A 25,386-nucleotide genomic window follows, 5' to 3' on the forward strand; every position below is an offset into this window, starting at 1 on the left:
CTGCTTGCGTGTGGCAGTTCCAAATTTCCGCTCGGCACACGCGTTCGCCACCCGCCAACTCATTGGAAGACCTCAGGGGCAAGGTTTGACAATTCGCCGCTAAGTGTTTGATGCGTCGTGGTAGGTTTGACAGATTTGTCGTGACTAACCTGTTGAGCCTTCTCAATAAGCTTCGGTTTGAAAATCCTCGTGTCGGTGGTTCGATTCCGCCCCCGGGCACCAAACTTCCAGACCATCCCTAAAGCCCTTGTAAGAGCTTGAAAGGAAAAGTGGTTTTTGGGGTTCGAACACCCTCTCCATAGTCGAACGTCAAAGGCTGCGAGAGCACAAGCCGCAGGACCGTCCTCTTCATGGTCAGCCCTCCATTTGTCCATATTTCATAAGGTTTGCGAGAAATCGCATTGAGAGTTCGAATATTTCGTCAAAACTAGCCAGTGTTTCGCGACTCCGTTCGATCAGTTCCTCTAGTCGAGCGTGTTCTGAGGCCAATTCTTTGACCTTTTCTCGTAAGACTTGACCATGAGTTCACCTTCGGCAGCAAACAGCCTGTCCAACATCCTCTTTGAAGCTCGCTCGTTAGCCCGAAGCTGATCCTGAAGTTCTTTCCGGTCGGCATCGCTGGATTGCAAGCGTCGGTCCCATGCTTTCGTGAACAAACTCTTGCTGAGTTCTATCAGTCGCTGGCTTGGGACGATCTGTTGAAGATAGCCTTCAAACTGGTGTTCGATCTTGTCCCGTTGAACTGACTTCCGCGAGTTTGTGCACTCCTTGTGATGGCACATATAATATGGATAGCGAGTTCCAGTGTGACTTCTTGACCAGCAGGCTGTCATCGGGTGCCCGCAACTACCGCAGGTTAGTATGCCGCGGAGCGGAAAGTCTTCGTTTATGTCTTTCCTGTTTGGTGTTCGTGCGCGCTCTCTGAGGCGTTCTTGATTGATGAGGTAAGTCTCGTAGGAAATCAGCGGATCGTGCTGAGCTTTGGTCAGGGGGATATTCCACGGCTCATACTCAATGTATCCCGCAAAAAGAACATTCTTTAGAATTGCAATCACACGATCAATCTTGACCGATTTTCCATCCGGTCCTTTTGGAAAAACGGGCTTACTTTCCAGAAAACGTTGCACATCCGCTTGCGTCTGAAAGTGCTCAGCCGCAAAACCTTCCAAAGCCTCAGTTACAACACTCGCTATCGGGAAGTCTGGCACCAACTTTCGACCGCCCCCCGAGGCTTTGGTATATTTGTATCCGGGAGGCGCTCTTAGGACGAAGAAGCCGTTTTTCATTCGTGCCACCGAGCGCGTGTGTGATTGCTCTGCATTCTTCCGTCTATCGTGCTCCGCGACCGCTGCGAGGACGGTCTCTGTGAACACTGACCCGGCATCGTCTCCGAACTTGAATTTTGGACTTGCAAGCCGTGCATTGTGGCTTTCGAGCGTTTTCCTCAGTTCGGTATGCGTTCCGACGTCTCGTGCGAACCTCGTCAAATCGTCAATGACGACAACCGTCGGTTGCTTCCCATTCACTTTAAGGTCTCGCAGTAGCGCTTGCATTCCGGGACGATCTCGTTCTTTCCCCGAGATCACGTCCCGAAAAACTTCGGCAACTTCCAAACCTTGCTTTTGCGCATACTCGCGGCAGGCCTGCTCTTGGTTGGCAAGGCCATCACCATCCGTCGTCTGCTTCGCTGACGAGACTCTACAATAGATGAGACAGCGTTGCGGAGTTGGAGTTTCTAAACTGGTCATGAGGCTTTCCTTTGTTTTTCTGGTTAAGCTGCGGCCTTGAGAAGGCGATCCGCCATAGTCGCTAGCTCTTGCCGAACTTCGTCTTCGGAGATGACACGCTGAGTTGGTAGGCCTCCGAAGCCACATTCGACGAAGGTAGCAACGACTTCCCAAAGCAAGTCGATGAACGCCCATGCCTCGTCATCTGTGAGATGCGGTGCATCTACCCCGATTTCGAACTCAGTGAAGTCGATCTCCGCTTTGAGTTTTGTGAGCGGCGGCGTGTTATCGTTAGCCGCCTTCCTTGCGGGAAATGTTGCATTGACGTCTGTGTTCATGTTCGAACCCTCCATGGTTTTTGTGTCCTGCGGCAGGATCATCTTCGCCGCTTAGCCATGAGATCGAACTCTCTAACCCATTGCAAAAGAATAATTTTTTGTCACAAGTACGAACATTTTGGAAAAAGCAAATTGTCACAGTTATTGTTTCAACCGAGCAATTCGTTCAGGATTTTTGAAGACTTAATCTTGGTCGATTGGAAATTGTCACAGTGATCGAGCCGTAACATTTGAGAAATGTCACAAATACGGATACTGAAATTGGTCGAATCTAGCGCCTGAAATCGCTTGGAACCGCCGACATGATTCGAACTTTTGGTTTGCTATGGGAGCGTTCGCGGGAGCTATTCCTGACGTTTCAGTTGCGGATTGAAGCCTGAGTGATTGGGATCTGCCCGCCATTGCTCCCTAATCCACGATGAGTGTCTCTAGGGCCAACCCTATGATACTGAGTTAGTTGTGGACGAACGGACGCATTGTCGCCAAGTTGCGTTGAAACAGGCATCACCGACTTCAAGCAAAGGGCTTGAATGGGAGGGTTCAAACTTGAACGAACAAATAATAGACCAGAATGCGATTTCGCGCAGGCATTACTGGATAGATGAAATAGTAAAGCTGAGTGGGCACTTCGGGTCGGATTCAAGCCGGGTAGAAGCAGAGCTGAACGAGGAAATCGAACAAAATGGACTGTCAGCTCTTCTGGATCACTTGAGACTTTGCTCGGCTATACCTGAATCCTACGGGCACGATAGCAGTGAAGAGAAGCTATATTCGAAATATACTGATGCTCTAATCTCTGCGGCGTATACCCAAATGGGATTTAGGAGTCGGGTGTTAACAGAACGGGCAGACGCAGCAGATGTTGAGGTAGTCGGTGCCGACTTCAGTTTTGTCGCGGATGCAAAAGTCTTCCGTTTGAGCAGAACAGCAAAGAACCAAAAGGACTTTAAGGTTCAGGCGATGGACGGCTGGAAACATGGCAAGCCATACGCCATGGTTGTTTGCCCACTCTACCAATTGCCGTCCCGAAACAGCCAAATATACCAGCAAGCTGGCGCTCGGAATGTATGTATTTTTTCGTATCCACACTTGGCGGTGCTCGTAAGGCTTGCTGAAACAGAGGGTTCAGTTGCAGTCATTGAGCTTGTTCATAGAGTGTTCAAGACCGTGCAGGCAATGAATCCTACGAAACACGCAAATCCTTACTGGCAAGCAGTGAACCGGACGATGTTAGACTACGGAGAGATCGTCGCGGACCTATGGCGCATTGAGAAGATGGCTACTTTGGAAAGCATTAACATTTCCAAAGAGATAGGGCTTGCGCACTATGCGGCAGAACGTGAGAAGATTATGCGGTTAACTCACGATGAAGCATTGGAGAAGCTGATTAACATGCACAAAATTGACAGCAAGATCGAGACAATTAATCGGGTCTCCGACAATCTTCTTATGGGTATTTCTTAATCCGACAACAGATCAGGCTCAAGCCTACACCGTGCGGTCGTCACATATTCTGGCACAGCTTCGAAGCCAATATACCGACGTTTGAGATTTTTCGCCGCCACCAAAGTAGAGCCGCTTCCTGCAAAGGGGTCGAGCACTACTTGGCCTTCTTTGGTTGTTAATTCGATCAGAGCCTGCATGAGTTTAACAGATTTTTGTGTTGGATGTAGCCCCGACTCACCAACACCTAAAGGGCCCTTAAGAACATTCTCCGGCTGATCTGCATACCGTAAAAAGGCCTTTTCGTTGTAAGCTCCCACGCCGTGTTCAAGAGCATTGTCTGCAAGAGTCGTCCCAATTTTGTAGGGCTTCGTAAACCAAAGGATCGGTTCAAAAATTGGTCTGAGATTTCCGAGTTTCCAGCCTTCCCATTGTTCTGAGGAATGGGTGTCTCCTCGCCTGTTGTAAACAACGCTTAAGCGTTGGGCTCGGTGCGGCGCACGGGACTTTAACCAAGCAATATTATCCTTAAGGCTAAATCCTGCGTCCTCCATCGCGCAGGCACAACGGTGTGCAAGGCGACGACCGGCAAAAATGAAAACATTTGCACCTGGCTTGAGAGAGCGGAACCACTCTCCCGCCCAAAGAGCGCACCACTCCTGATATTCTTTCGGAATTGCGCGGTCAGCTTCGGACCAACCATTGATAGGCTTTCCACGTTTCTTGAAGATTGCGCCAGCCGATCTTTGGGCTGGGCTCGATCCTAGGTATGCAGAGTTTGTATTACCATGAAGCACGTCCCAGTCTTCGGCGCCAATTCCATATGGAATGTCACTCAAGATCAGGTGGACTGATTCTGTCTCGACTCTCTTGATTAGGTCAAGCGAATTGCCCTGATAAACTTCATTCGGATGAAGCCAATGTTCAGAACTCAGGTGTGGGTCTGCATGATACATGATAGGCTCTTTCTCTTCACTGGAGTAGTCCAATTTCCGAGCGATGGCAAAGTGTCAATCTGGGCCCGCTCAACACCTACATCCACTCACCTCTCTGAAGGTTTCCAGTTCCTGCGTAGTCACTACTTTCACGTTAGAGACAGTCAGCAGACTTGATAGGCTGCACTTGGTGTCTCATTCCACTGATTTCGTTGCGCTTCGTCAAAAACGGCAATCATCAGAGCAAAGTCGTAAGACTGATGCCTCAGGTCGTGGTTTGATTCTGTGCGACGACGCAGCTCAGCTGCGCTTCAACCCCGGTAGCAGACTCAACTAATTGGGGCTGAAGCAAGATACGTCTAGCATCAGCGTTGTTTTGACACCAAGTATTGATACTCGACCTGAATTTGTAGCCAACCCAATACCTTTCCCTTTCGTGACTTCGCACGATGCGGCGTGTTTTGAAGTGGAATAGTCCTTAGATACGGGTAAAAACCATTTGGTTTCAGAATTTTAGCCAAGGCGTTTTCGACATAAGCATGTTTTCCCAACGCTCGAACTCATCGAAGAGTAGGTTCGAACTTGTTCCGTTTAGGTGCACCATTTATTGCCATAACCAAGACTGCCGCTGTCGTTGCGCGAACGCCGCTCCGTATTTCGCAAATCCAGCCGAGCCTTGCACGACGCGCAAGGAGATTGACCGTGTTCGGCCGATCCAGGTCGTATTCGGGCCTGTTCACCGTTAGGTGAATGGATAGGGTGCTCGCAAAGCCAAAGATGCGCCCGCGCACCTGATATCGATAGGACACAAGAATGCTGCACAAGAACCTGATTAGCGGGGAATGGACCGCCGGAACGACCGAGATCGAGAACCGCAATCCGTCCGATCTGACCGATTTGATTGGTGTCTATGCGCAGGCCAGCGCCGATCAGCTAGACGCGACGCTGGATCAGGCCCGTGTCGCGCAGGTGGAGTGGGCCGGCTATGGGATGGAGCGCAAACAGGCCGTGCTGATGGCCATCGGCACGGAGCTGATGGCCCGTGCCGAGGAGTTGGGCCGGTTGCTGAGCCGTGAGGAGGGTAAGCCGCTGGCCGAAGGCAAGGGCGAGGTTTACCGTGCGGGGCAGTTCTTTACCTACTACGCGGCGGAATGTCTGCGGCAGTTGGGAGAGAATGCGGATTCGGTACGCCCGGGTGTCGAGATCGACGTGCGGCGCGAGCCGGTCGGTACCGTCGCCGTCATCTCGCCCTGGAACTTCCCGACGGCAACAGCGTCGTGGAAAATCGCGCCGGCGCTGTGTTACGGCAATGCCGTCGTCTGGAAGCCTGCCAATATCACGCCCGCGTCTGCGGTGGCGTTGACCGAGATCATCGCGCGGCAGGACATCCCGAAGGGGCTGTTCAGCCTCGTCATGGGGTCGGGTCGTGACATCGGGCAGCGGCTGGTCGAAAGCCCGATGATCGACGCGATTTCCTTTACCGGGTCGGTGCCGGTGGGCAAGGGCATCGCCGCAGCCGCGATCCAGAACCTCACAAAGGTGCAGATGGAGATGGGGTCGAAGAATGCGCTGGCGGTGATGGACGATGCCGATCTCGATCTGGCGGTCACGCTGGCGCTGGGCGGTGCATTCGGCGGGACGGGGCAGAAATGTACGGCGTCCTCGCGGCTGGTCGTGCATGCGGGCGTTCATGATGCTTTCGTCGAAAAGCTAGTGGCCGGCGCGCGGGCGATGAAGGTCGGCCACGCGCTTGAAGACGGCACGCAGATCGGCCCCGTCGTCAGCCAGCAGCAGTTGGACGAGAACCTGCGCTACGTCGATCTGGGCAAGTCCGAAGGGGCGGAACTGGCCTGCGGCGGTGCGCGGGTGGAGATGCCGCATGACGGCTACTACATGGCACCGGGAGTGTTCGTGAATACGACCAACGACATGCAGATCAACCGCGAGGAAATGTTCGCGCCGCTGACGTCGGTGATCAAAGTCGACAGCTATGCCGAGGCACTGGCAGTGGTGAACGACACCAGCTTTGGCCTGACGTCGGGGATCGTGACGCAGAACCTCGCCCGCGCAACCCATTTCCGGCGCAATGCCCGGACCGGGGTGGTTACCGTCAACCTGCCGACCGCCGGCACGGATTACCATGTGCCGTTCGGCGGGCGCGGTGACAGCTCCTACGGGCCGCGCGAACAGGGGAAGGCGGCGGCGGAATTCTATACTACGGTCAAGACCGCCTATATCAGTGCCGGGGTGCCGGACTGATGCGGATCGACAACCTGCAATATGCCAACTGGTCGGAGAAGATATTCCGCGAGATGCGCGTGGGTGGTGTGGATGCGGTGCATGTCACCATCGCCTATCATGAGAACTTTCGCGAGACGGTGCTGAATTTCGAAAAGTGGAACCGCTGGTTCGAACAGTATCCCGATCTGATCATGAAGGGACTGTGGGCGTCGGATGTGGATCACGCGCGCAAGACGGGACGCACGGCGATCTTTTTCGGTTTCCAGAACCCAAGTCCGATCGAGGACGATATCGGGCTGGTCGAGATCGTGCACAGCCTTGGCGCGCGGTTCATGCAGCTGACCTACAACAACCAATCCTTGCTGGCGACGGGTTGTTATGAGGATGAGGACACCGGCATCACCCGCATGGGTCAGCAGGTCATCCGCGAAATGAACCGCGTGGGGCTGGTCATCGACATGAGCCATTCCGCCGACCGATCCACCATCGAAGCCGCCGATCTGTCGGAGCGCCCCATCGCGATCACCCACGCGAATCCGCACGCATGGCAGCCCGCGCTGCGCAACAAGAACGACGACGTCATCCGCGCGGTCACGCAGAACGGGGGGATGTTCGGCTTTTCGCTTTATCCCCATCATCTGAAAGACAAATCGGACTGCACGCTGGAGAGTTTCTGCGAGATGATCGCGCGCACTGCGGAAAGGTTCGGTGCAGAGCATCTGGGGCTTGGCTCTGACCTCTGCCAGGATCAGCCGGACAGCGTCGTCGAGTGGATGCGCGTCGGCCGGTGGAGCAAGGACATCGACTATGGCGAGGGATCTGCCGCCGCCCCCGGTTTTCCGCCAATGCCGTCGTGGTTCCGGGACAACCGCGATTTCGGCAACATCGAGGACGGGCTGCGCGCCGTGGGCTTCGACGCGGATGAGGTCGCGGGGATCATGGGCCGCAACTGGTATAACTTCTATGCCGAAAACTTTGTCCCCAGGTGATCGTCAGTCGCAGGACGTATATATCCACGGGACGCTGCACCCGCGCGCATCGAAGCCGAAATACAAGCGGTTCTCGTCATCCGTGGACATCATCAACGCCGGCTGAAACTCGACCCAATACCAGTTGGTCAGTGCGTCCGGCGCGATGCAATAGGGAAAGTTATCGCGCGCGCCATGCTGCCAGCCGACGTCTTCTGCGGCGGCGACGATGTCGCTGCGTCTGACACAGGACTGCTCCGTGAAGCGATTATAGAAATCGCTAATGTTCATCGCGCGCTGTTCGTCGGTGCTCAATCGGTCGTCCGACAGCGCCCAGGTCACCATTGCCGCAATAGCGGCCGCGACGGTGCCGAAAGTGAACCAGAGTTTCATACAGGCGCATCCTCCATCGCCGCGCGCCAGTGCTTGCGGCAAAGCGACACATAGCGTTCGTTGCCGCCGATGGATACTTGATCGCCCGCCGTCAACACGCGGCCCTGATCGTCCTTGCGCACCACCATCGTCGCCTTCTTGCCGCAATGGCAGATCGTGCGGACCTCACGCATTTCGTCACAGAGCGCCAGCAAGGCGGCGGAGCCGGGAAAGAGATTGCCCTGGAAGTCGACACGCAGACCGAAACACATGATCGGCACGCCAAGATCGTCGACCGCCCGGGCCAGTTGCCAGACCTGATCCGGCTCCAGAAACTGCGCCTCATCGATGAAAACGCAGGCGCAGGGGCCAGCGGACAGCCGCGCGTCGATCTTGGCGAAAAGGTCCTCGCCGGGGCCGAACGTATCCGCCGCCTCGCCGATCCCGATGCGGCTGGCGATCCGACCTGCGCCCGCGCGATTGTCGAATTGCGCGGTCATCAGATAGGTCTGCATCCCACGCTCGATATAGTTGTGCGAGGCCTGCAGCAGGACGGTCGATTTGCCCGCGTTCATCGTGGAGTAATTGAAATAGAGCTTGGCCATAAAAGTCTGTTAGCGTTGCCGGACGACCAAAAGCAAGCATCCCAACCTCTTTTGGTCGTCCGGCAAAGACCGCACTGTGCGTCCGGGCCCGTGAGTGGCCGGCTCTGTCCTGAACCGTCGGCATTTCCTGCGCGAGAGAAACCGGGGAGGGTTCCGTCATCGCCTGAAATGTCCGCTGCAACCCGATCGCGTTCTTGCGGTCATTCGCCCCCGCTTGGGGCTGGCTCTTGGGTGCCAAACGGGACTATTGTTTCGAATGGGAATGAGTTTGTGGTTTTCCCCGGTGAATATTTCGCGAATTCACCTCACAAAGGGGCAGTCAGTAGGGAAATGAGATGAGTGGATTCAACAGCTATCTGAAAAAGCACACCGAGGCCTTGGTCAAGGACGTCGGGATCGAGAACGCCTGTGTGCTTACCGGCAAATCGAAAGCGACGCTCGGACGCTACTATTCCGACGCGGACGAGCATGCGGACCGCTTCATGCCGGTTGACGCTGTCGCGGCGCTCGAAGCGGCGGCGTCCTACCCTCATGTGACCTCTGCGCTGGCGGAAATGAAAGGGATTACATTGTCTTACGACAATGCGCCCGAAAACCAGCAGGGCGGGATCAACACCGACGTCATCAAACTGAGCCAGCGTTTTGCCATGCTCATGGGAGAATACAACCTGTCGATCGAGGACGGGGTGATCACCACGAACGAGGCCAAGCGTTTGCTGCGCGAAACCACCGCACTGCAGAAAGTGCTGCTGGATATGAAGCTGCATCTGGAAGACCCGAACACCGGAAGCTGAATGGATCTGCGCGACCTTCCCAACATCGACGCCGACCAACTGCAAGATATTGACGTTGCGTCACTGATCGGCGGCGATGACGACGGCCACCCGCCGCGTATCCTGATGCTTTACGGATCGTTGCGTGCCGACAGCTATTCGCGCTTTGCAGCGGAAGAGGGCGCGCGCCTGTTACGCGTGTTCGGATGCGAGGTGCGGGTCTTCAATCCATCGGGTCTGCCGCTGCCCGACGATGCAGGCCCCGACCACCCAAAGGTTGCGGAATTGCGCGAACTGGCGCTGTGGTCCGAAGGCATGGTCTGGTCCAGCCCGGAACGGCACGGCAGCATCACCGGCATCATGAAGGCGCAGATCGACTGGCTGCCGTTGGCCCCCATCGGCGGCATCCGCCCGACGCAGGGCAAGACGCTGGCGCTGATGCAGGTCTGCGGCGGGTCGCAATCGTTCAACACCGTGAACCAGATGCGTATCCTGGGCCGCTGGATGCGCATGGTGACGATCCCCAACCAATCGTCGGTGCCGATGGCGTGGAAGGAATTCGAAAAGGGCCGGATGAAGCCCTCGCCGCTTTACAACCGTATCGTCGATGTGATGGAGGAACTGGTCCGCTTCACCTATATGGTCCGCGGGCGGCAATTCCTGACGGACCGGTATTCTGAGCGGGTGGAAAGCGCGGAGAATGTGCACAAGCGGGTCAGCAAGACTTGACCGGCCGCAAAATCCTTCGAAGGATTTTGCTAAATTTCCTGGAGGAAATTTACGCCCGCTGCACGATTACCGATCCGACTGAATACCCCGCGCCGAACGAGCAGATCAGGCCCATGTCACCCGCAGCCAAATCATCCGAATATTTCGAAAACGCGATGATCGACCCGGCGGAGGATGTGTTGGCGTAGTCCTGCAGGATGTTGGGCTGTTCGCCGTCCTCCGGCACCCGGCCCAGCACCTTTTTTCCGATGTAATCGTTCATCGTCTTGTTGGCCTGATGCAGCCAGAGGCGTTTGAGGTCGTCGGCGGCGACGCCCGTGTCTTCCATATGATCGGCGATGTGATGGCTGACCAGCGGCAGCACCTCCTTGAACACCTTGCGACCGTTCTGCATGAACTGCATGTCGCGGCGGTCTTCCATGTGGTCGCGCGTGCTGCGCAGGAAGCCGTTGTTGTTGCGGATGTTGTTGGAAAACTGCGTGGCGCAACGGGTGGATTTTACCTTGAAGTGCGGGACGGTCAGGTCCTCGTCGCGTTCGATCACCGTAGCTGTCGCCACGTCGCCGAAGATGAAATGGCAATCCCGGTCGCGCCATTCCAGGTGGGCAGAGCAAATCTCTGGGTTCACGACCAGTGCGCGGCGGATGGAGTCTGCGCGGATCATGTCCACCGCTGTCTGAATCCCGAAGGTGGCCGAGGAACAGGCAACGTTCATATCGAAGGCAAAGCCGTTCGTGCCCAGAAGGTCCTGAATTTCCACGGCAATCGCCGGGTAGGCGCGTTCGTGATTTGATGCGGCACAGATAACAAGATCAATGTCGCTGGGGGCCAGCCCGGCTTCCGCCAGCGCCTTGTCCGCCGCATCGCGTCCGATTTCGGCCATGACGGACGGCGCATCGTCGGGCCTGGCGTCCAGTTTGGGATACATTCGGTCAGGGTCCAGTACACCGGCCTTGTCGAGCACGAACCGCCGCTCGATCCCCGAGGCGGCGAGGATGAAGTCCGCCGACGAATGGGTCTTGGCCTCGACCTCCCCAGCTTCAATTGCATCCGCGTTTTCGGCGTTGAACCGGTCGGCATATGCGTTGAAGGCCACCACCAGTTCGTCGTTGGTGATGGTCTGATCGGGCGTGAACACCCCGGTTCCGGTGATGGCTGCGGTATGCATGGGCGACCCCTGTTTTGCGGTCCGCAAACTGTAGCGCGCCACGCAGCGGAGTCCATGCGGACGCCGCGTCGGGCGTGCTACCCCTGCAACGCCCGCACCTCGATTGCACCCGCCTCGCGTTCGCGCATCGCCAGGGCCGCGGCGTGGGAGGCGGCGGCGGTCGTGAAATACGGGATATTGTCATAAAGCGCCACGGCGCGGATGTCGCGGCTGTCCTCGATCGCCTGCGCGCCCTCGGTGGTGTTCATCACCAGTGCGATATGCCCGTCCTTGAGGCGGTCGACGATGGTCAGCCCGCCTTCGTAAACCTTGTTGACCGTTTCGCAGGCGATGCCCTGTTCGGTCAGCCACTTGGCCGTGCCGCGCGTCGCGGTGATCGTCAGGTCCAGATCGGTCAGGATCCGCGCGGCCTCTGCCATGTCGGCGGTCTTGTCCATGTCCTTGATGGAGATGAAGGCGGTGCCCTGCGTCGGCAGGTCGGCCCCGGCGCCCATCTGCGCCTTGAGGAACGCGCGGGCAAAGTTGCGGTCCCAGCCCATAACCTCACCGGTAGAGCGCATTTCGGGTCCCAGGATCGTATCGACACCGGGGAAACGGGCGAAGGGCAGCACCGCCTCTTTCACGGAGAACCACGGTGTTTTCGGATCGGCCAGCGTAAAGGCATCGCCCAGCGGCAGCACGTCCATCGGGTTGTCGGTTTCGGGATAGGGGGCGCGGTGCGGGAAGTTGGAAAGTGGCTCCCCGGCCATCAGCCGCGCGGCGATGGAGGCGATGGCAGAATCCGTGGCTTTGGCCACGAAGGGCACGGTGCGGGATGCGCGGGGGTTCACCTCGATGAGGTAGACCTCGTCATCCTTGATCGCGAACTGGATGTTCATCAGGCCCACGACGTTGAGCGCCTTGGCCAGCGCCTCTGTCTGCTTGCGGATTTCTGCGATGATCGCGTCCGACAATGTATGCGGCGGCAGGGAACAGGCGCTGTCGCCCGAATGCACGCCCGCTTCTTCGATGTGCTGCATGATGCCTGCGACATGGGTGTCTTTGCCGTCCGACAGGCAATCCACATCCACCTCCACCGCACCGGACAGATAACTGTCGAGCAGGACGGGCGATTTACCGGAGACCACGACCGCCTCGGAGATATAACGGCGCAACTGGTCTATATCGCGCACGATTTCCATCGCACGACCACCCAGCACGAAGGAGGGGCGGATCACGAGGGGAAAGCCGATATCCCCGGCAATCGCCAGCGCTTCCTCGTCGGTCGCGGCAATGCCGTTCACAGGCTGTTTCAGCCCCAGTTTCTGCACAAGCTGCTGAAAACGCTCGCGGTCTTCAGCCAGATCAATCGCATCTGGCGTGGTGCCAAGGATCGGGATGCCAGCATCGTGCAGCGCATTGGCCAGTTTCAGCGGGGTCTGCCCGCCGAACTGCACGATCACGCCGTGAAGGGTGCCGTTGTCCTGTTCGACCCGTAGGATTTCCATGACGTGTTCGAACGTCAGCGGTTCGAAATAGAGCCGGTCGGAAGTGTCGTAGTCCGTCGATACGGTCTCCGGGTTGCAGTTGATCATGATCGTTTCGTAGCCCTGATCGGTCAAAGCGAAACAGGCGTGACAACAGCAATAGTCGAATTCGATGCCTTGACCGATCCGGTTTGGACCGCCACCAAGGATCACCACTTTTTTGCGGTCCGAGGGCCGCGCCTCGCATTCCGCTTCGCCCATGACGGGGCTTTCATAGGTGGAATACATGTAAGGGGTCTGCGCCTCGAACTCTGCCGCGCAGGTGTCGATCCGCTTGAACACCGCGTTCACGCCACGGCCGATGCGTGCCTTGCGCACGTCTTCCTCGGATTTGCCGGTCAGGGTGGCCAGACGCGCGTCGGTGAAGCCCATCATCTTGATTTGCCGCAGGCTGTCAGCATCCGACGGCAAGCCGTTCACGCCGATTTCGGCCTCTGCATGGATGATCTCGCGGATACGGGCAAGGAACCAAGGGTCGAATTTGGTAACTGCGTGAATGTCGTCATCCGACAGCCCGTGCCGCATCGCCTGCGCGATGACGCGGATGCGGTCCGGCGTCTGTTTTGCCAGTGCCTTGGTCACGGCAGCGGCGTCGGGGGCACCGGGGATGGAGATTTCGTCGAACCCGGTCAGGCCGGTTTCCATGCTTGCCAGCGCCTTTTGCATGCTTTCGTGGAACGTGCGGCCAATCGCCATCGCCTCGCCCACGGATTTCATCGCGGTGGTGAGGTTGGGTTCGGAGCCCGCGAATTTCTCGAACGCGAAGCGCGGGATTTTCGTGACGACATAGTCGATTGTGGGTTCGAAGCTGGCGGGAGTGACGCCTGTGATGTCGTTGTCCAGCTCGTCGAGCGTGAAGCCCACGGCCAGTTTTGCAGCGATCTTGGCAATCGGGAAACCCGTGGCCTTGGACGCCAGAGCGGAGGAGCGCGACACCCGCGGGTTCATCTCGATCACGACCATGCGGCCGTCAGCGGGGTTCACGGCCCATTGCACGTTCGATCCACCGGTTTCCACGCCGATTTCGCGCAGCACGTTGATGCTGTGCGTGCGCATGATCTGGTATTCCTTGTCGGTCAGCGTCAGGGCAGGGGCCACGGTGATGCTGTCGCCGGTATGCACGCCCATCGGGTCGACGTTTTCGATGGCGCAGACGATGATCGCGTTGTCGGCCTTGTCGCGCACGACCTCCATCTCGAACTCTTTCCAGCCCAGCAACGATTCATCGACGAGGATTTGCCCGACCGGCGATGCTTCCATCCCCGTGCGGCAATAGTATTCGTAATCTTCGCGGTTGTAGGCCACGCCGCCGCCGGTGCCGCCGAGCGTGAAGGCCGGGCGGATGATCGCCGGCAGGCCCACGTATTCAATGGCGTCGATGGCCAGTTGCAACCCGGTCTTGATGTCGCGCTTGCCGTTGACTTCCGGTGCGGTGATGATCGTGGCCTTGGGGTTCTCGATGCCCAGCCGGTCCATCGCCTCGCGGAACAGCTTGCGGTCTTCGGCCATTTCGATGGCGGCACGCTTGGCACCGATCATCTCGACATTGAATTTCTCGAGTACGCCCATATCGGCCAGCGCCAGCGATGTGTTCAGGCCCGTCTGCCCGCCCATGGTGGGCAACAGGGCGTCGGGGCGTTCCTTTTCGATGATCTTGGCGACCACTTCGGGGGTGATCGGCTCGATATAGGTGGCATCCGCCAGCCCCGGATCGGTCATGATTGTCGCGGGGTTGGAGTTGACGAGGATGACGCGGTAGCCTTCCTCGCGCAGGGCCTTGCAGGCCTGTGCGCCGGAATAGTCGAACTCGCAGGCCTGTCCGATGATGATGGGACCCGCGCCGATAATCATGATCGACTTGATATCATCGCGTTTTGGCATGACAGGCCCCCGAGCATAAGCAAATTATCCGCGTTATAGGCACGGGGCGGTCGGGTGCAAGGATGGAATCGGTCAATACGGCGGGATGATCGTGCGCGTGCCGTCGGGATCGTGCAAATAGTCGCGGGTGACAGGCACCTGAAACATGCCATGGCCCATCTGAAGCTGGAAGTTGCACTGATGACCGTAGTAGAACACCGCCTCGGTGCCGGTCAGATAATACAGCCACATCCGCAGGAACCGCGCATCATACATCTGTGTGATCCGGTCGGCATTGGCGAGAGTCCGCAGCCGCCATTCACGGATCGTCTTGGCGTAGTGGCCGCGCCATATTTCGATGTCGGTCATTTTCAGGTCTGCCTTTTCGACCTCCGGAACCACTTCCGACAGTGCGGGGGCATAGCCACCGGGGAAGATGTATTTCAGTAGCCAGCCTGACGGCAGGCTGGGGGGTGTGTTGCGCATCACGCAGTGCAGCAGCGCCGTGCCTTCGGGATGGAGCAGGCGTTTGATCTGGCGGAAATAGGTGCCGTAGTGCGTGACCCCGACGTGTTCCAACATGCCGACACAGACGATCCTGTCGAAGGTCTGGTTCATTTTGCGGTAATCCAGCAAGTGATATTCCGCTCTGTCCGCCAACCCTTCGTCGGCCGCTCGCTGGTTGGCATAGGCGGTCTGGTTTTTGGACAGTGTGATCCCCGTCACCCTGGCCCCGTAATCGCGGGCCAGGGTCCGGCCCATCCCACCCCAGCCACAGCCGATGTCCAGCACTCGCATCCCCGGTTCGATCATCAGTTTCTTGGCGATATGGTGCCGCTTGGCGATCTGCGCCTGTTCCAGCGTCATCCCCGGTGCGCTGAAGTATCCGCAGGTATATTGCCGATCTTCGTCCAGAAACAACGCAAACAGCTCATCCGTCAGATCATAGGAGTGCGCCGCGTTTTTCTGGCTGCTGAACGGCGTGTTGAACTGGATTGCCCGTTTCAGCAACATCTGCATTCGAAACATGCCCCGCGCCCATACCGGCAGTTTGGCCATGTCGTAATTGATGAACATCAGACACAGCAGGGCGAACAGGTCATCGGTCTCTATCTGGGCATTCATGTATCCTTCACCCAATGCCATTTCAGGCTTCAGGCAAAGTGCGCGGACGATCTCCGCGTCACGCAGCACCATATTCGCGGTGACGCGGTTGCCGTTGCCGTAGGTTGACTGCCCGCCGTCAGGCCATGTCACATGCAAATCACCATCGACAATCAGGCGCGACAAAGTCGTATCAAGCGTACGCTGCCAAAAATCCATTTCTAAAATCCATCACAGACAACACGAACATTCTATCCACGATGCGATTGCGGGGAAAGTGCGCGCTTGTCGCCAATGTGGGGGACACCCCCGCCGATGCTTGACTTTACAGGGACAAACAGGTGTATCGGGCCGACCCGACCTTTGTAAGGATAAGACAATGCACGCCTATCGCACCCATACCTGCGCCGACCTGACCGCCGCCAACGTCGGTGATACCGTGCGCCTGTCGGGCTGGGTCAATCGGGTGCGCGATCACGGCGGCATTTTGTTCATCGACCTGCGCGATCACTACGGGATCACTCAAGTGTTGTGCGATCCGGATTCCGCGGCGTTTTCGGATGTCGAGAAGGTCCGCGCCGAATGGTGCATCCGCATCGACGGAGAGGTGAAGGCCCGCGACCCCGAGCTGGTCAACCCCAAGCTGCCCACCGGCGAGGTCGAGGTGTTCATCCGCGAAATCGAAGTGCTCGGCGCGGCAAAAGAGCTGCCGCTGCAGGTCTTCGGTGATCAGGAATATCCCGAAGAAACGCGCCTGAAGTATCGCTTTCTCGACCTGCGCCGCGAGGCCATGCAGGAGAACATGAAGCTGCGCTCCGATGTCGTGGCCGCCATGCGCCGCCGGATGTGGGATTCTGGGTTCCGTGAATTTCAGACGCCGATCATCACGTCGTCGTCGCCCGAGGGCGCGCGCGACTTTCTCATCCCGTCGCGGCTGCATCCGGGCAAGTTCTACGCGCTGCCGCAGGCCCCCCAGCAGTTCAAGCAGCTGTTGATGGTGTCGGGTTTCGACAAGTATTTCCAGATCGCGCCCTGTTTCCGCGACGAAGACCCGCGCGCCGACCGTTCGCCGACCGACTTCTACCAGTTGGACATGGAGATGTCCTTCGTCGAACAGCAGGACGTGTTCGACACCATCGCCCCTGTTATCGCCGGGATTTTCGAGGAATTCGGCGGCGACAAGACCGTCGACGCGCCCGAAAGCTGGGAACAGATCAGCTACCGCGACGCCGCACTTTGGTACGGCAGCGACAAGCCCGACCTGCGCAACCCGATCAAGATGCAGGTGGTATCGGAACATTTCACAGGCTCCGGCTTCGCCATCTTCGCCAAGCTGCTGGAGCAGGAGGGCACAGAGGTCCGTGCCATTCCCGCGCCGACCGGCGGGTCGCGCAAGTTTTGTGACCGTATGAACGCCTTTGCTCAGAAAGAAGGCCTGCCCGGCATGGGTTATATCTTCTGGCGCGAAAAGACGGCGGATGCCGTGGCGCAGGAACTGGGCATCTCGGTCAAGGACGCACAGGCCAAGCTGAAATCCGGCGAGGTCGCGGGCGGCATGGAAGCGGCAGGCCCGCTGGCCAAGAACATCGGCCCCGAACGCACCGAAGCGATCCGCCAGCAACTGGGTCTCGGTCTGGGCGATGCGGCGTTCTTCCTCGGCGGCAAGCCCAAGGCATTCGAAGGCGTCGCCGGAAAGGCGCGCACCGTGATCGGCGACGAATTGGGCCTGACCGACACCAACCGCTTTGCCTTCGCCTGGATCGTGGATTTCCCGATCTACGAACAGGACGCCGAGACCGGCAGGATCGACTTCGAACACAACCCGTTCTCCATGCCGCAGGGCGGGATGGCGGCGCTGGAGGGCGACCCGCTCAGGGTGCTCGGCTATCAATACGACCTTGCCTGCAACGGCTATGAACTGGTGTCGGGCGCGATCCGGAACCACAAGCCCGAGATCATGTTCAAGGCCTTCGAGATCGCGGGCTATGGCAAGGACGAGGTCGAAAAACGCTTCGGCGGCATGGTCAACGCCTTCCAGTATGGCGCACCGCCCCACGGCGGCTGTGCGGCCGGGATCGACCGCATCGTGATGCTGCTGGCGGACGAGGCGAACATCCGCGAAGTGATCCTGTTCCCGATGAACCAGCGCGCCGAGGACCTGATGATGGGTGCCCCCAACGAACCGCAGAACGAACAGCTGCGCGAATTGCGCCTGCGGGTCCTGCCGCCGGAAAGCTGATGGACGATGCGGGCATCTTTACGCTCGCGACCGGGTCGGCGCTGCACGCGCTGACCCGCAATCTGCATCTGACCGATACAATCGCGGTGCGGGATAACGCGTCGGATATCCTGACGAAACGACTGACCCCCGGCCAGTTCGACTGCGCGGAGCAAAGCGCGATCGTCACCGGCTTTGCGCTGCGGGCGACCATGCCCCTGATCGAGCGCGAAGTGAACACGCCGGAACGGACAATGGCGCTCGATCAGATCAAGGAGAATATCGCGCAGGCGCAGCGGGAAATTGCTGCGCTGACCCTGGTTGATTTTACTGGCGCTGCGGAACGCACGATCACGCATAGGGCCGGCGATGCGACGCTGCATCAACCGGCCCCGGACTATTTGATCGCCTTCGCCCTGCCGAACCTCTGGTTCCACCTGACAACGTTCTACAGCATCCTGCGGGTCTCGGGTGTGCCGGTGGGCAAGGCCGATTTCGACGGTCTGCACGCCTACCAGCCTGGATTCAGCTTCGTCTAGTCTTCCAGACTGTCCGCGCGCTTTTCGTCGATCAGCTTGCGCTCCTCGGCCTTGCGGTCTTCGAACCGTTCACCATAGCCCTTGATCTCGCTTTCGGGGATGACCTCCTTGGCGCGGGTGAAGACCTCGTTTTCTTCCTCGTCCATATGATGCTCGTAATCGTGCTTGAGCGTCTTGAACTTCGTCAGCCAGCCGGGCGAGGACATATCGCCGTCGTTCAACTCCTCCATCAGATCGTCGAGTTGCTGGTGCTCGTGCACCGAATGACGCGCCGCATCCTGGCCCCAGGTTTTCGAAATCAGCTTGGAATAGAACGTCTCCTCTTCTGCCGCTGCGTGGCTCTTGACGTCGTGATAGAACGTCTCCCACGCCGACCGCCGGTCTTCGCTGTCGCCGGAGGTTTCGGCGATCCGGTCCAGCAGTTTGCGATGTGCGTCGTGGTCGGCTTTGATGGCGGCATAGATGTCGGTCATGATCGGGTCCTCATGTCTGATGTGGGTGACGTCGGTGCGTTCGGCGGACTAACCCGCAAACCGGCGCCCGGTTGCCTGCGCGGCAAAAAGAAGCGCGCGTTTTCGGCCTGGCGACCGTATAACCTGCACGAACCCTGCCGGAGCCTGGTCCATGCTTTTCGATCCGACACTTGCCGCCTTCCGGTTCGGGACAGGTCTGTCACCGCACCGGCCCGCGCCTGAACGCCTGTCTGCCGTGCAGGATGAATTGCGCGGGCACGATGCCATGGCCGCGGCCCATCCGGTGCCGCGCTTCGCCGAGGCCGCCCCCAGCCTGCTGGCCCTGCACGAGGCGGGGCGGGCACGGAATGCCGCGCGCGGCACCGATGGCTATGATGCCGCGCAAGCCGCCGAACAGCGGCTGAAGGATCTGGGGCGCGAACGCCTCGCCCGCAATCTGGCCGCGGAGATCGCGCGCATGGTCGATGCGCCCGTGGGGCTGCGCGAACGGCTGGTGCACTTCTGGGCCGACCACTTCACGGTCAAGGCACGCAACGGCGCGATGCGCCATCTGATCACGCCGTTCATCGAAGAGGTGATCCGTCCGCATGTCACCGGCCGTTTCGCCGATATGCTGCGCGCTGTCACGCTGCATCCGATGATGCTGATCTACCTGCAGCAGATCCATTCCGTCGGGCCGAACAGCGTGATCGGACAGCGGCAGGGCAAGGGGCTGAACGAGAACCTGGCCCGTGAACTGCTGGAACTGCACACGCTGGGCGCGGACGGTCCATACGGGCAGGACGACGTGACGCAGATGGCGGAAATGCTCGCAGGGCTGACATACCACTGGATCGACGGGGTCGTCTTCAACGCGCGGCGGGCGGAACCGGGCGGCGAAACCGTGCTCGGCGTGACCTACAGCGATGCCGCAGCGCAGGCGACCATCGAAACCGCGCTGGACGATCTGGCCGTGCATCCCGCCACCGCCGCCCACGTCGCGCGCAAGCTTGCGGTGCACTTCGTGGCCGACGATCCCGACCCGGCGTTGGTGGATGACCTGACGGATGTGTTCCTGTCCACGGCTGGCGATCTGCAGGCTGTGCATCTGGCGCTGACCGAACATCCGGCGGCTTGGGATCCCGCGCGCCGCAAGGTGCGCAGCCCGCAGGAATTTGTCGCTGCCGCCCTGCGCGCGCTGGGTGTCACCGGCGGCGAGATCATGGCGCTCTCCGCCCCCGATATTCGTGGCCTGCTCGACGGCCCGCTGCGCGCCATGGGTCAGCCGTGGCAACGGCCCATCGGCCCCGACGGCTGGCCCGAGGCACCGGGGGACTGGATCATCCCGCAGACCATGGCCGCCCGCATCTCATGGGCGATGCGCCGCCCGACCCAGCTGGGCGTGCCGCTGCCCGACCCGCGTGATTTCGTGCAAACCGCACTTGGGCCAAACCCCGACCTGCAAGTGGTATTTGCTGCCCGCGCCGCGGAAACAGTGTCAGACGGGATCGGCGTGATCCTGTCTTCCGCCGCCTTTCAAAGGAGATGACGATGGACCGCAGACGTTTCCTTGCCGCCGGTGCAATGCTCGGCTGTTCCGCTGCCGCCAGCCCGCTGATGACGCCGGTGGCCTTTGCTGCCGGGCCGTGGGACACGCGGCTGGTGGTGATCATCTTGCGTGGCGCGATGGACGGGCTGGATGCGATACGGCCGGTCGGCGATCGCGACTATTCCGCCCTGCGGGGCGGGCTGGATACGGGCGATGGGCGCGACCTGACGGGATTTTATGCGCTGCATCCCGGCCTCGCGCCGCTTTTGCCACTGTGGGAGCAAGGCGAATTCGGCGCGCTGCACGCGGTTTCCACCCCCTACCGCGACAAGCGCAGCCATTTCGACGGGCAGGATATCCTTGAAGCAGGGCTGCCCGATCTGCCGTCGGGCGCACGCGACGGCTGGCTGAACCGGCTGTTGCAGACCGTGCCGGGCGTGCAGGCGCAGACCTCCTACGCCATCGGGCCGGAACAGATGCTGGTGCTGTCCGGCGATGCGCCTTCCGCCCGCTGGACACCCAACACCCGACTGCGGATCACACCTCAGGCGCGGCGTTTGCTGGACCTCGTCACCCACGACGACCCGCTATTTCGGGATGCCACGGCGCAGGCGGTCGCGATCACCGATCAGTTGCGGGTGGACGCCGATGCCGATGCCGCGGCCAGTGCGATGATGGAGATGGACCCGATGATGGCCGACGTGGGCGGCGGCCAGCACGTGCAACTGGCCGATTTCGCCGCTGCCCGCCTGCGCAGTGCGACCCGGATCGCCAGCTTTTCCATCGGCGGCTGGGACACGCATCAGGCGCAGGCGGCCACGATGACGCGCAATCTCGGCCGGTTGAGCGATACGATCCTTACGCTGCGCGCCGGGCTGGGCGATGTCTGGCAGCAGACGGCTGTACTGTGCATGACGGAATTCGGCCGCACCGCGCGGGCAAACGGGACGCAGGGCACCGACCATGGGACCGGCGGGGTCATGCTCTACGCCGGTGGGGCGCTTCGGGGCGGGCAGGTGCTGGGGCAATGGCCGGGGTTGGGCGAAGGCGCACTTTATGCCGGGCGCGACCTGATGCCGACGGCAGACGTCAGGGCCGCCGCCGGCTGGGTCATGGCCGGGCTGATGGGGCTGGACCGAACGACGCTGGAGACCGCGATCTTTCCGGGGTTGGATATGGGACACGATCCCGGCATTGTCGCCTGACACCTGGAACGGAGTGCAGGACGTCATGGATCGCCCCCTTGGACCGATTGTCGACAACTGGCAGGTGCCGCCGCGCCCGACCGGGCTGCGTCTCGATGGGCGGTGGGCCAGCCTGATGCCGCTCGACCCGGAGCGGGATGCGCCCGGCCTTTGGGAGCAGTTCGCCGGGGCCGACTGGGTCTGGGACTATCTGTTCGAACATCCCCCTGCTGATCTGGATGCATTTACCGAATTGATGCGTGTCGGTGCCGCGCGGGAACACCAACCGTGTTACGTGATCCGCGCCGCGCGCAACCCCGCGCCCATGGGCTACGCCTGTTTCTGGACCGTGGTGCCGGAGGCGGGTTCAATCGAGATCGGCAACGTCAACCTGTCACCGGCTTTGCAGCGCACGCCTGCCGCGACCGAGGCGTTTTTTCTGATGACGGATTGGGCATTTTCGAACGGATATCGCCGGATGGAGTGGAAATGCAACGCGCTCAACCGCCCGTCGGGCAGGGCAGCAGAGCGGCTGGGCTTCAGTTTCGAAGGCGTCTTTCGCCAACATTCCATCGTGAAAGGGCGTAACCGGGACACCGCCTGGTTTGCCGCCACCGATGGCGACTGGCCGGCCCTGCGCGCGGCCTATGAAACATGGCTGGCACCTGAAAACTTCGATGCGCACGGTCGTCAGCGCCAAAGCCTCAGCGCGCTGACCGCACCGCTGCTGGCTGCACGCGATCCGTCGCTGGCTGTGTCGCGAACGGAGTGACCTGCGCCTGCCGGGCGGCAATCGTGCTTTCAAGCTGGTCAAGGGCGGCGGTGGGATCGCTCTGTCGCATCCGTGCCGTCGCCAAGGTCTGCACAGCGATGGAGAGTTCCGGGTCGGCGGCGGCCCGGGCGATACCGCCCAGAAACTGGACGACATAGTCGATCACCGCATCGGTGGGTCGGTCGGCGATGACCTCTGCCACATGGGTCAGATCGTCGTTCAGCGCGATCAGATCGGGGCAGATCACCTCGTCATTCACAAGGCGCGGGCCGGGCGGTTGCCGGTCGCCGGGCAAATGCGTCAGCACGGCATTCTGAAAACTGCCCAGCGTCGCAATCGGCTTTTCAAGGAACCCGTCGGCGCCGGCGTCAAGAACCGGCTGCGCCATTTCGGGGTCGCCACTGATGCCCAGGATCACATCCATGCGCGGGTTGGCATCGCTGACCGTGCCGATCAGATCGGTGCCGCATCCGTCGGGCAACCCAACATCGACGATCAGCACGCAGGGGCGATAGACCTTCAGGTGCTGACGCGCGGCATAAAGGCTGTCGGCCCGTCTGATCCGCGCGCCGGACCGCAGACACATCAGGCGCATCGCCTCGCAGGCGAAGCGGCTGTCCTCGACCATCAGGACGGTCAGGCCGAGCAGCGGGCGCAACGCGGTCGCGGGGCGTGTCTGGAAGAAGTCTTCTGTCTTGTCCATGTGAATATCCGATGCTGCGAGGATGCCGGGGCGGGCGGGATACCGACAGTTGACCCGATTGATATGAACGGAACGTTAAGACCGCGGCAAAGTCTTGCGGCACGGAGCGACCCGGCGCATAACCGGCCACGACAAAGCCGGAGAAACCCAGATGATCGGTCGCCTGAACCATGTCGCCATCGCCGTGCCGGACCTCGACGCCGCGCGCGCGCAATATGCCACGATGCTGGGGGCCGATGTCGGCGCGCCGCAGGACGAGCCGGACCACGGCGTCACGGTCGTGTTCATCACCCTGCCCAATACCAAGATCGAACTGCTTTACCCGTTGGGCGACGCATCGCCGATTCAGGGGTTTCTCGATAAGAACCCGTCCGGCGGCATTCACCACATCTGCTACGAGGTCGACGACATCCTCGCCGCGCGCGATCATCTCTTGGCCGAAGGCGCGCGGGTTCTGGGCGGGGGAGAGCCGAAGATCGGCGCGCACGGTAAACCTGTGCTGTTTCTGCACCCCAAGGATTTCAACGGCTGCCTGATCGAACTGGAGCAGGTCTAGCCCTTGCCACCGGCCCCATCGGCCATACCTTTGGCACACCGCCGCTGACCCGAAAAGGATCGCCCCATGGGGATCACGTCCGCCATCGTCCTGTTCGCCGTGATCTGGTTCATGGTTTTCTTTGTCGTGCTGCCGCTGCGCATGGTGTCGCAGGGCGATGCGGGGGCCGTGGTGCCGGGCACGCATGCCTCGGCCCCGGCCGATCCGCAGATGCGCCGCAAGGTGCGGATCACCACCCTCTGGGCCATCGGGCTGTGGGTGGTGATCGCCGGTACGATCCTGTCCGGCGTGATCACCGTGCGCGATCTGGACTGGTTCGACCGGATGGCCACGCCGGAGGTCAGCGCGGATTGAGCCTGTGGAACATATGGGTGAAGGTCGCGGCCCCCAGGATCGGCACGATCAGGTTCACCACCGGGATCGTGAGCGGCACCACCATCAGGCAGCCTGCCACACCGATCTGAAACCGGTGTCGCGCGCGCAGCGCCTTCGCCCCCTCGCGCCCCAGCCTGCGCATCGCTGTGATCTGGAAATACTCCCGCCCCAGCAGATAGCCGTTCAGCGCGAAATGCGCGGGGATCGCGAAAAGCAGCAGGAACGGGTAGAGCAGGAACATCAACAGGTTGAGCGCGACAAGAACGCCCAGAAAATTCACCGTGTCGCGCAGCGCGTCGAAAAACCCGACGCGCGGGGCGGGCGGAAGGAGCGGGTAATGCGCGTCCTCCACCGCCTCGGCGACGTCGTCCAGAAACAGCGACGTGATGAAGGACGCGACCGGGATCATCAGGATAATCGACAGCACGATCATGAAGATCGTCGACCCGATGCTGAGCAGATCGCCGATCCACGTCACTTCGCCCACGAGTGGCAGTGTGATCGGACCGGCGGTGAAATACTGCACGATCCACAATAGCAGCGCATAGGCCCCCACCAGCAACGCGAAGGTCAGCGCGACGCCCAGAATGACGACCCGGCGAAAGCGCGGGTCGGGCAATTGATTGAGCGCCTTGAAGAAGTCACTGAAGATCATGTGGAAACCCAGGTCGTCTTGGCTGCGATGTCGGGGCGCGGGCGTTCCGGCGGCGCGCTGGTTTCGGTGCCGATATGGATGAAGCCCGCGATGCTTTCATGTGATGCAAGGCCAAGCCCGCTTTCCACGAACGCGCGGTCGTGGCTGGGCCAGCCCGACAGCCAATTGGCACCCCAGCCCGACGCAAGACAGGCGTTCAGTAGCGACAGGCAGACCGCACCGGCGGAGTAGGTCTGTTCGATAAGCGGAATTTTTGGGGACTCCACGGGGCTCGCAACCACGGCGACGACAAGTTCGGCGTTTGCGAAACTGTCGCGGTTTTTCTGGATCTGATCGGCGTCCAGTTCCAGCACCGCGCCGCGCGTCACGACCAACTCAGCAAGCCGCGCCAGCGCGCCGCCTTCCAACACGATAAAACGCCAGGGTTCCAGCTTGCCATGATCCGGGGTGCGGGCGGCGGCGGTCAGCAAGGTGTCGAGCGTGGTGCGATCCGGCACCGGCCCGGTCAGCGTCTTGGCCGGGCGCGACCGGCGGGTCAGCAAAAAAGCGAGTGCGGCGTCGTTCGGGGCGAGCATGGCGGTCTCCGGCATCGGG

24 protein-coding genes are annotated in these 25,386 nt (G+C 60.1%); 12 read left to right on the forward strand and 12 right to left on the reverse strand.

Annotated elements, in window-relative coordinates; all coding sequences use genetic code 11:
* Positions 1-464: 464 nt before the first annotated feature.
* Together AC04PH_RS15620 and AC04PH_RS15625 are read right to left on the reverse strand one after the other, a co-directional pair.
* On the reverse strand, positions 465-1,748 hold the full coding sequence (locus AC04PH_RS15620; protein ID WP_483066745.1) for a recombinase family protein: 1,284 nt from the start codon (positions 1,746-1,748) through the stop codon (positions 465-467).
* A gap of 23 nt (positions 1,749-1,771) precedes the next feature.
* Positions 1,772-2,107, reverse strand: a complete 336-nt coding sequence (locus AC04PH_RS15625) for a hypothetical protein (protein WP_483066746.1) — start codon at positions 2,105-2,107, stop codon at positions 1,772-1,774.
* Positions 2,108-2,524: 417 nt separating this feature from the next.
* On the opposite strand from AC04PH_RS15625, the gene AC04PH_RS15630 reads away from it, so the two are divergent.
* Positions 2,525-3,529, forward strand: a complete 1,005-nt coding sequence (locus tag AC04PH_RS15630; protein ID WP_483066747.1) for a HindIII family type II restriction endonuclease — start codon at positions 2,525-2,527, stop codon at positions 3,527-3,529.
* Here the strand turns inward: AC04PH_RS15630 and AC04PH_RS15635 are convergent.
* A complete protein-coding gene (locus tag AC04PH_RS15635; protein WP_483066748.1) occupies positions 3,526-4,464 on the reverse strand; it encodes a DNA-methyltransferase in 939 nt (312 codons plus the stop codon). The two genes, AC04PH_RS15630 and AC04PH_RS15635, sit on opposite strands and share 4 nt — an antisense overlap.
* A 792-nt stretch (positions 4,465-5,256) precedes the next feature.
* On the opposite strand from AC04PH_RS15635, the gene AC04PH_RS15640 reads away from it, so the two are divergent.
* Both AC04PH_RS15640 and AC04PH_RS15645 read left to right on the forward strand, forming a co-directional pair.
* Positions 5,257-6,702, forward strand: a complete 1,446-nt coding sequence (locus AC04PH_RS15640; RefSeq protein WP_483066749.1) for an aldehyde dehydrogenase family protein — start codon at positions 5,257-5,259, stop codon at positions 6,700-6,702.
* Complete coding sequence (locus tag AC04PH_RS15645) at positions 6,702-7,673, forward strand: membrane dipeptidase (protein ID WP_483066750.1); 972 nt, start codon at positions 6,702-6,704, stop codon at positions 7,671-7,673. Before AC04PH_RS15640 ends, AC04PH_RS15645 begins: the two co-directional genes overlap by 1 nt.
* A gap of 3 nt (positions 7,674-7,676) precedes the next feature.
* On the opposite strand, the gene AC04PH_RS15650 is transcribed toward AC04PH_RS15645, so the two are convergent.
* Both AC04PH_RS15650 and AC04PH_RS15655 read right to left on the reverse strand, forming a co-directional pair.
* A complete protein-coding gene (locus tag AC04PH_RS15650; RefSeq protein ID WP_483066751.1) occupies positions 7,677-8,045 on the reverse strand; it encodes a hypothetical protein in 369 nt (122 codons plus the stop codon).
* Entirely contained in the window at positions 8,042-8,629 is a 588-nt protein-coding gene (locus AC04PH_RS15655) for a thymidine kinase (protein WP_483066752.1), read from the reverse strand. The genes AC04PH_RS15650 and AC04PH_RS15655 overlap by 4 nt, the downstream gene beginning before the upstream one ends.
* A gap of 335 nt (positions 8,630-8,964) precedes the next feature.
* Between AC04PH_RS15655 and AC04PH_RS15660 the strand changes: the two genes are divergently transcribed.
* Together AC04PH_RS15660 and arsH are read left to right on the forward strand one after the other, a co-directional pair.
* Positions 8,965-9,423, forward strand: coding sequence for a hypothetical protein (locus AC04PH_RS15660; protein WP_483066753.1), 459 nt, complete (start codon positions 8,965-8,967; stop codon positions 9,421-9,423).
* Positions 9,424-10,131 (forward strand): arsenical resistance protein ArsH, encoded by a 708-nt coding sequence (gene arsH, locus AC04PH_RS15665; protein ID WP_483066754.1) that lies wholly within the window; start codon positions 9,424-9,426, stop codon positions 10,129-10,131.
* A 49-nt stretch (positions 10,132-10,180) separates the two neighbouring features.
* Here the strand turns inward: arsH and AC04PH_RS15670 are convergent, their stop codons facing one another.
* The 3 genes from AC04PH_RS15670 to AC04PH_RS15680 all read right to left on the reverse strand — a co-directional run bounded on the left by AC04PH_RS15670 (position 10,181) and on the right by AC04PH_RS15680 (position 16,008).
* A complete protein-coding gene (locus AC04PH_RS15670; protein ID WP_483066755.1) occupies positions 10,181-11,299 on the reverse strand; it encodes a beta-ketoacyl-ACP synthase III in 1,119 nt (372 codons plus the stop codon).
* 77 nt (positions 11,300-11,376) lie between these two features.
* Positions 11,377-14,706 (reverse strand): carbamoyl-phosphate synthase large subunit, encoded by a 3,330-nt coding sequence (gene carB, locus AC04PH_RS15675; RefSeq protein WP_483066756.1) that lies wholly within the window; start codon positions 14,704-14,706, stop codon positions 11,377-11,379.
* Positions 14,707-14,778: 72 nt separating this feature from the next.
* Positions 14,779-16,008 (reverse strand): class I SAM-dependent methyltransferase, encoded by a 1,230-nt coding sequence (locus AC04PH_RS15680; protein ID WP_483066757.1) that lies wholly within the window; start codon positions 16,006-16,008, stop codon positions 14,779-14,781.
* Between the two features lie 160 nt (positions 16,009-16,168).
* Between AC04PH_RS15680 and aspS the strand changes: the two genes are divergently transcribed.
* On the forward strand, positions 16,169-18,028 hold the full coding sequence (gene aspS, locus AC04PH_RS15685; protein ID WP_483066758.1) for an aspartate--tRNA ligase: 1,860 nt from the start codon (positions 16,169-16,171) through the stop codon (positions 18,026-18,028).
* Positions 18,028-18,546, forward strand: a complete 519-nt coding sequence (locus tag AC04PH_RS15690) for a DUF1993 family protein (protein ID WP_483066759.1) — start codon at positions 18,028-18,030, stop codon at positions 18,544-18,546. The genes aspS and AC04PH_RS15690 overlap by 1 nt, the downstream gene beginning before the upstream one ends.
* Here the strand turns inward: AC04PH_RS15690 and AC04PH_RS15695 are convergent.
* Positions 18,543-19,019: a hemerythrin domain-containing protein gene (locus tag AC04PH_RS15695; protein WP_483066760.1), complete on the reverse strand. Its 477-nt coding sequence runs from the start codon at positions 19,017-19,019 to the stop codon at positions 18,543-18,545. The genes AC04PH_RS15690 and AC04PH_RS15695 overlap by 4 nt on opposite strands.
* 151 nt (positions 19,020-19,170) lie before the next feature.
* Here AC04PH_RS15695 and AC04PH_RS15700 point away from each other — a divergent pair, with 151 nt between their 5' ends.
* Genes AC04PH_RS15700 through AC04PH_RS15710 form a run of 3 tightly spaced genes read left to right on the forward strand, consistent with a single transcriptional unit; the run spans position 19,171 to position 22,503 of the window.
* A complete protein-coding gene (locus tag AC04PH_RS15700; protein WP_483066761.1) occupies positions 19,171-20,547 on the forward strand; it encodes a DUF1800 domain-containing protein in 1,377 nt (458 codons plus the stop codon).
* 2 nt (positions 20,548-20,549) lie between these two features.
* Positions 20,550-21,752, forward strand: a complete 1,203-nt coding sequence (locus AC04PH_RS15705) for a DUF1501 domain-containing protein (RefSeq protein ID WP_483066762.1) — start codon at positions 20,550-20,552, stop codon at positions 21,750-21,752.
* 25 nt (positions 21,753-21,777) lie between these two features.
* Complete coding sequence (locus AC04PH_RS15710; protein WP_483066763.1) at positions 21,778-22,503, forward strand: GNAT family N-acetyltransferase; 726 nt, start codon at positions 21,778-21,780, stop codon at positions 22,501-22,503.
* Here the strand turns inward: AC04PH_RS15710 and AC04PH_RS15715 are convergent.
* On the reverse strand, positions 22,436-23,206 hold the full coding sequence (locus tag AC04PH_RS15715; RefSeq protein ID WP_483066764.1) for a response regulator: 771 nt from the start codon (positions 23,204-23,206) through the stop codon (positions 22,436-22,438). The two genes, AC04PH_RS15710 and AC04PH_RS15715, sit on opposite strands and share 68 nt — an antisense overlap.
* A gap of 151 nt (positions 23,207-23,357) precedes the next feature.
* Here AC04PH_RS15715 and mce point away from each other — a divergent pair, with 151 nt between their 5' ends.
* Together mce and AC04PH_RS15725 are read left to right on the forward strand one after the other, a co-directional pair.
* Positions 23,358-23,762, forward strand: a complete 405-nt coding sequence (gene mce, locus AC04PH_RS15720) for a methylmalonyl-CoA epimerase (RefSeq protein WP_483066765.1) — start codon at positions 23,358-23,360, stop codon at positions 23,760-23,762.
* 66 nt (positions 23,763-23,828) lie between these two features.
* The gene (locus AC04PH_RS15725; protein ID WP_483066766.1) at positions 23,829-24,116 is read left to right on the forward strand and encodes a DUF1467 family protein; all 288 of its coding nucleotides are present in this window, start codon (positions 23,829-23,831) and stop codon (positions 24,114-24,116) included.
* Here AC04PH_RS15725 and AC04PH_RS15730 read toward each other — a convergent pair.
* Both AC04PH_RS15730 and AC04PH_RS15735 read right to left on the reverse strand, forming a co-directional pair.
* On the reverse strand, positions 24,103-24,792 hold the full coding sequence (locus AC04PH_RS15730; protein ID WP_483066767.1) for an EI24 domain-containing protein: 690 nt from the start codon (positions 24,790-24,792) through the stop codon (positions 24,103-24,105). The two genes, AC04PH_RS15725 and AC04PH_RS15730, sit on opposite strands and share 14 nt — an antisense overlap.
* Positions 24,789-25,367 carry a nitroreductase family protein gene (locus AC04PH_RS15735; protein ID WP_483066928.1) on the reverse strand — a complete coding sequence of 193 codons (579 nt, stop codon included), beginning with the start codon at positions 25,365-25,367 and terminating at the stop codon, positions 24,789-24,791. The genes AC04PH_RS15730 and AC04PH_RS15735 overlap by 4 nt, the downstream gene beginning before the upstream one ends.
* Positions 25,368-25,386 lie beyond the last annotated feature (19 nt).

It is taken from the genome of Yoonia sp. KMU-150 (genome assembly GCF_056858355.1).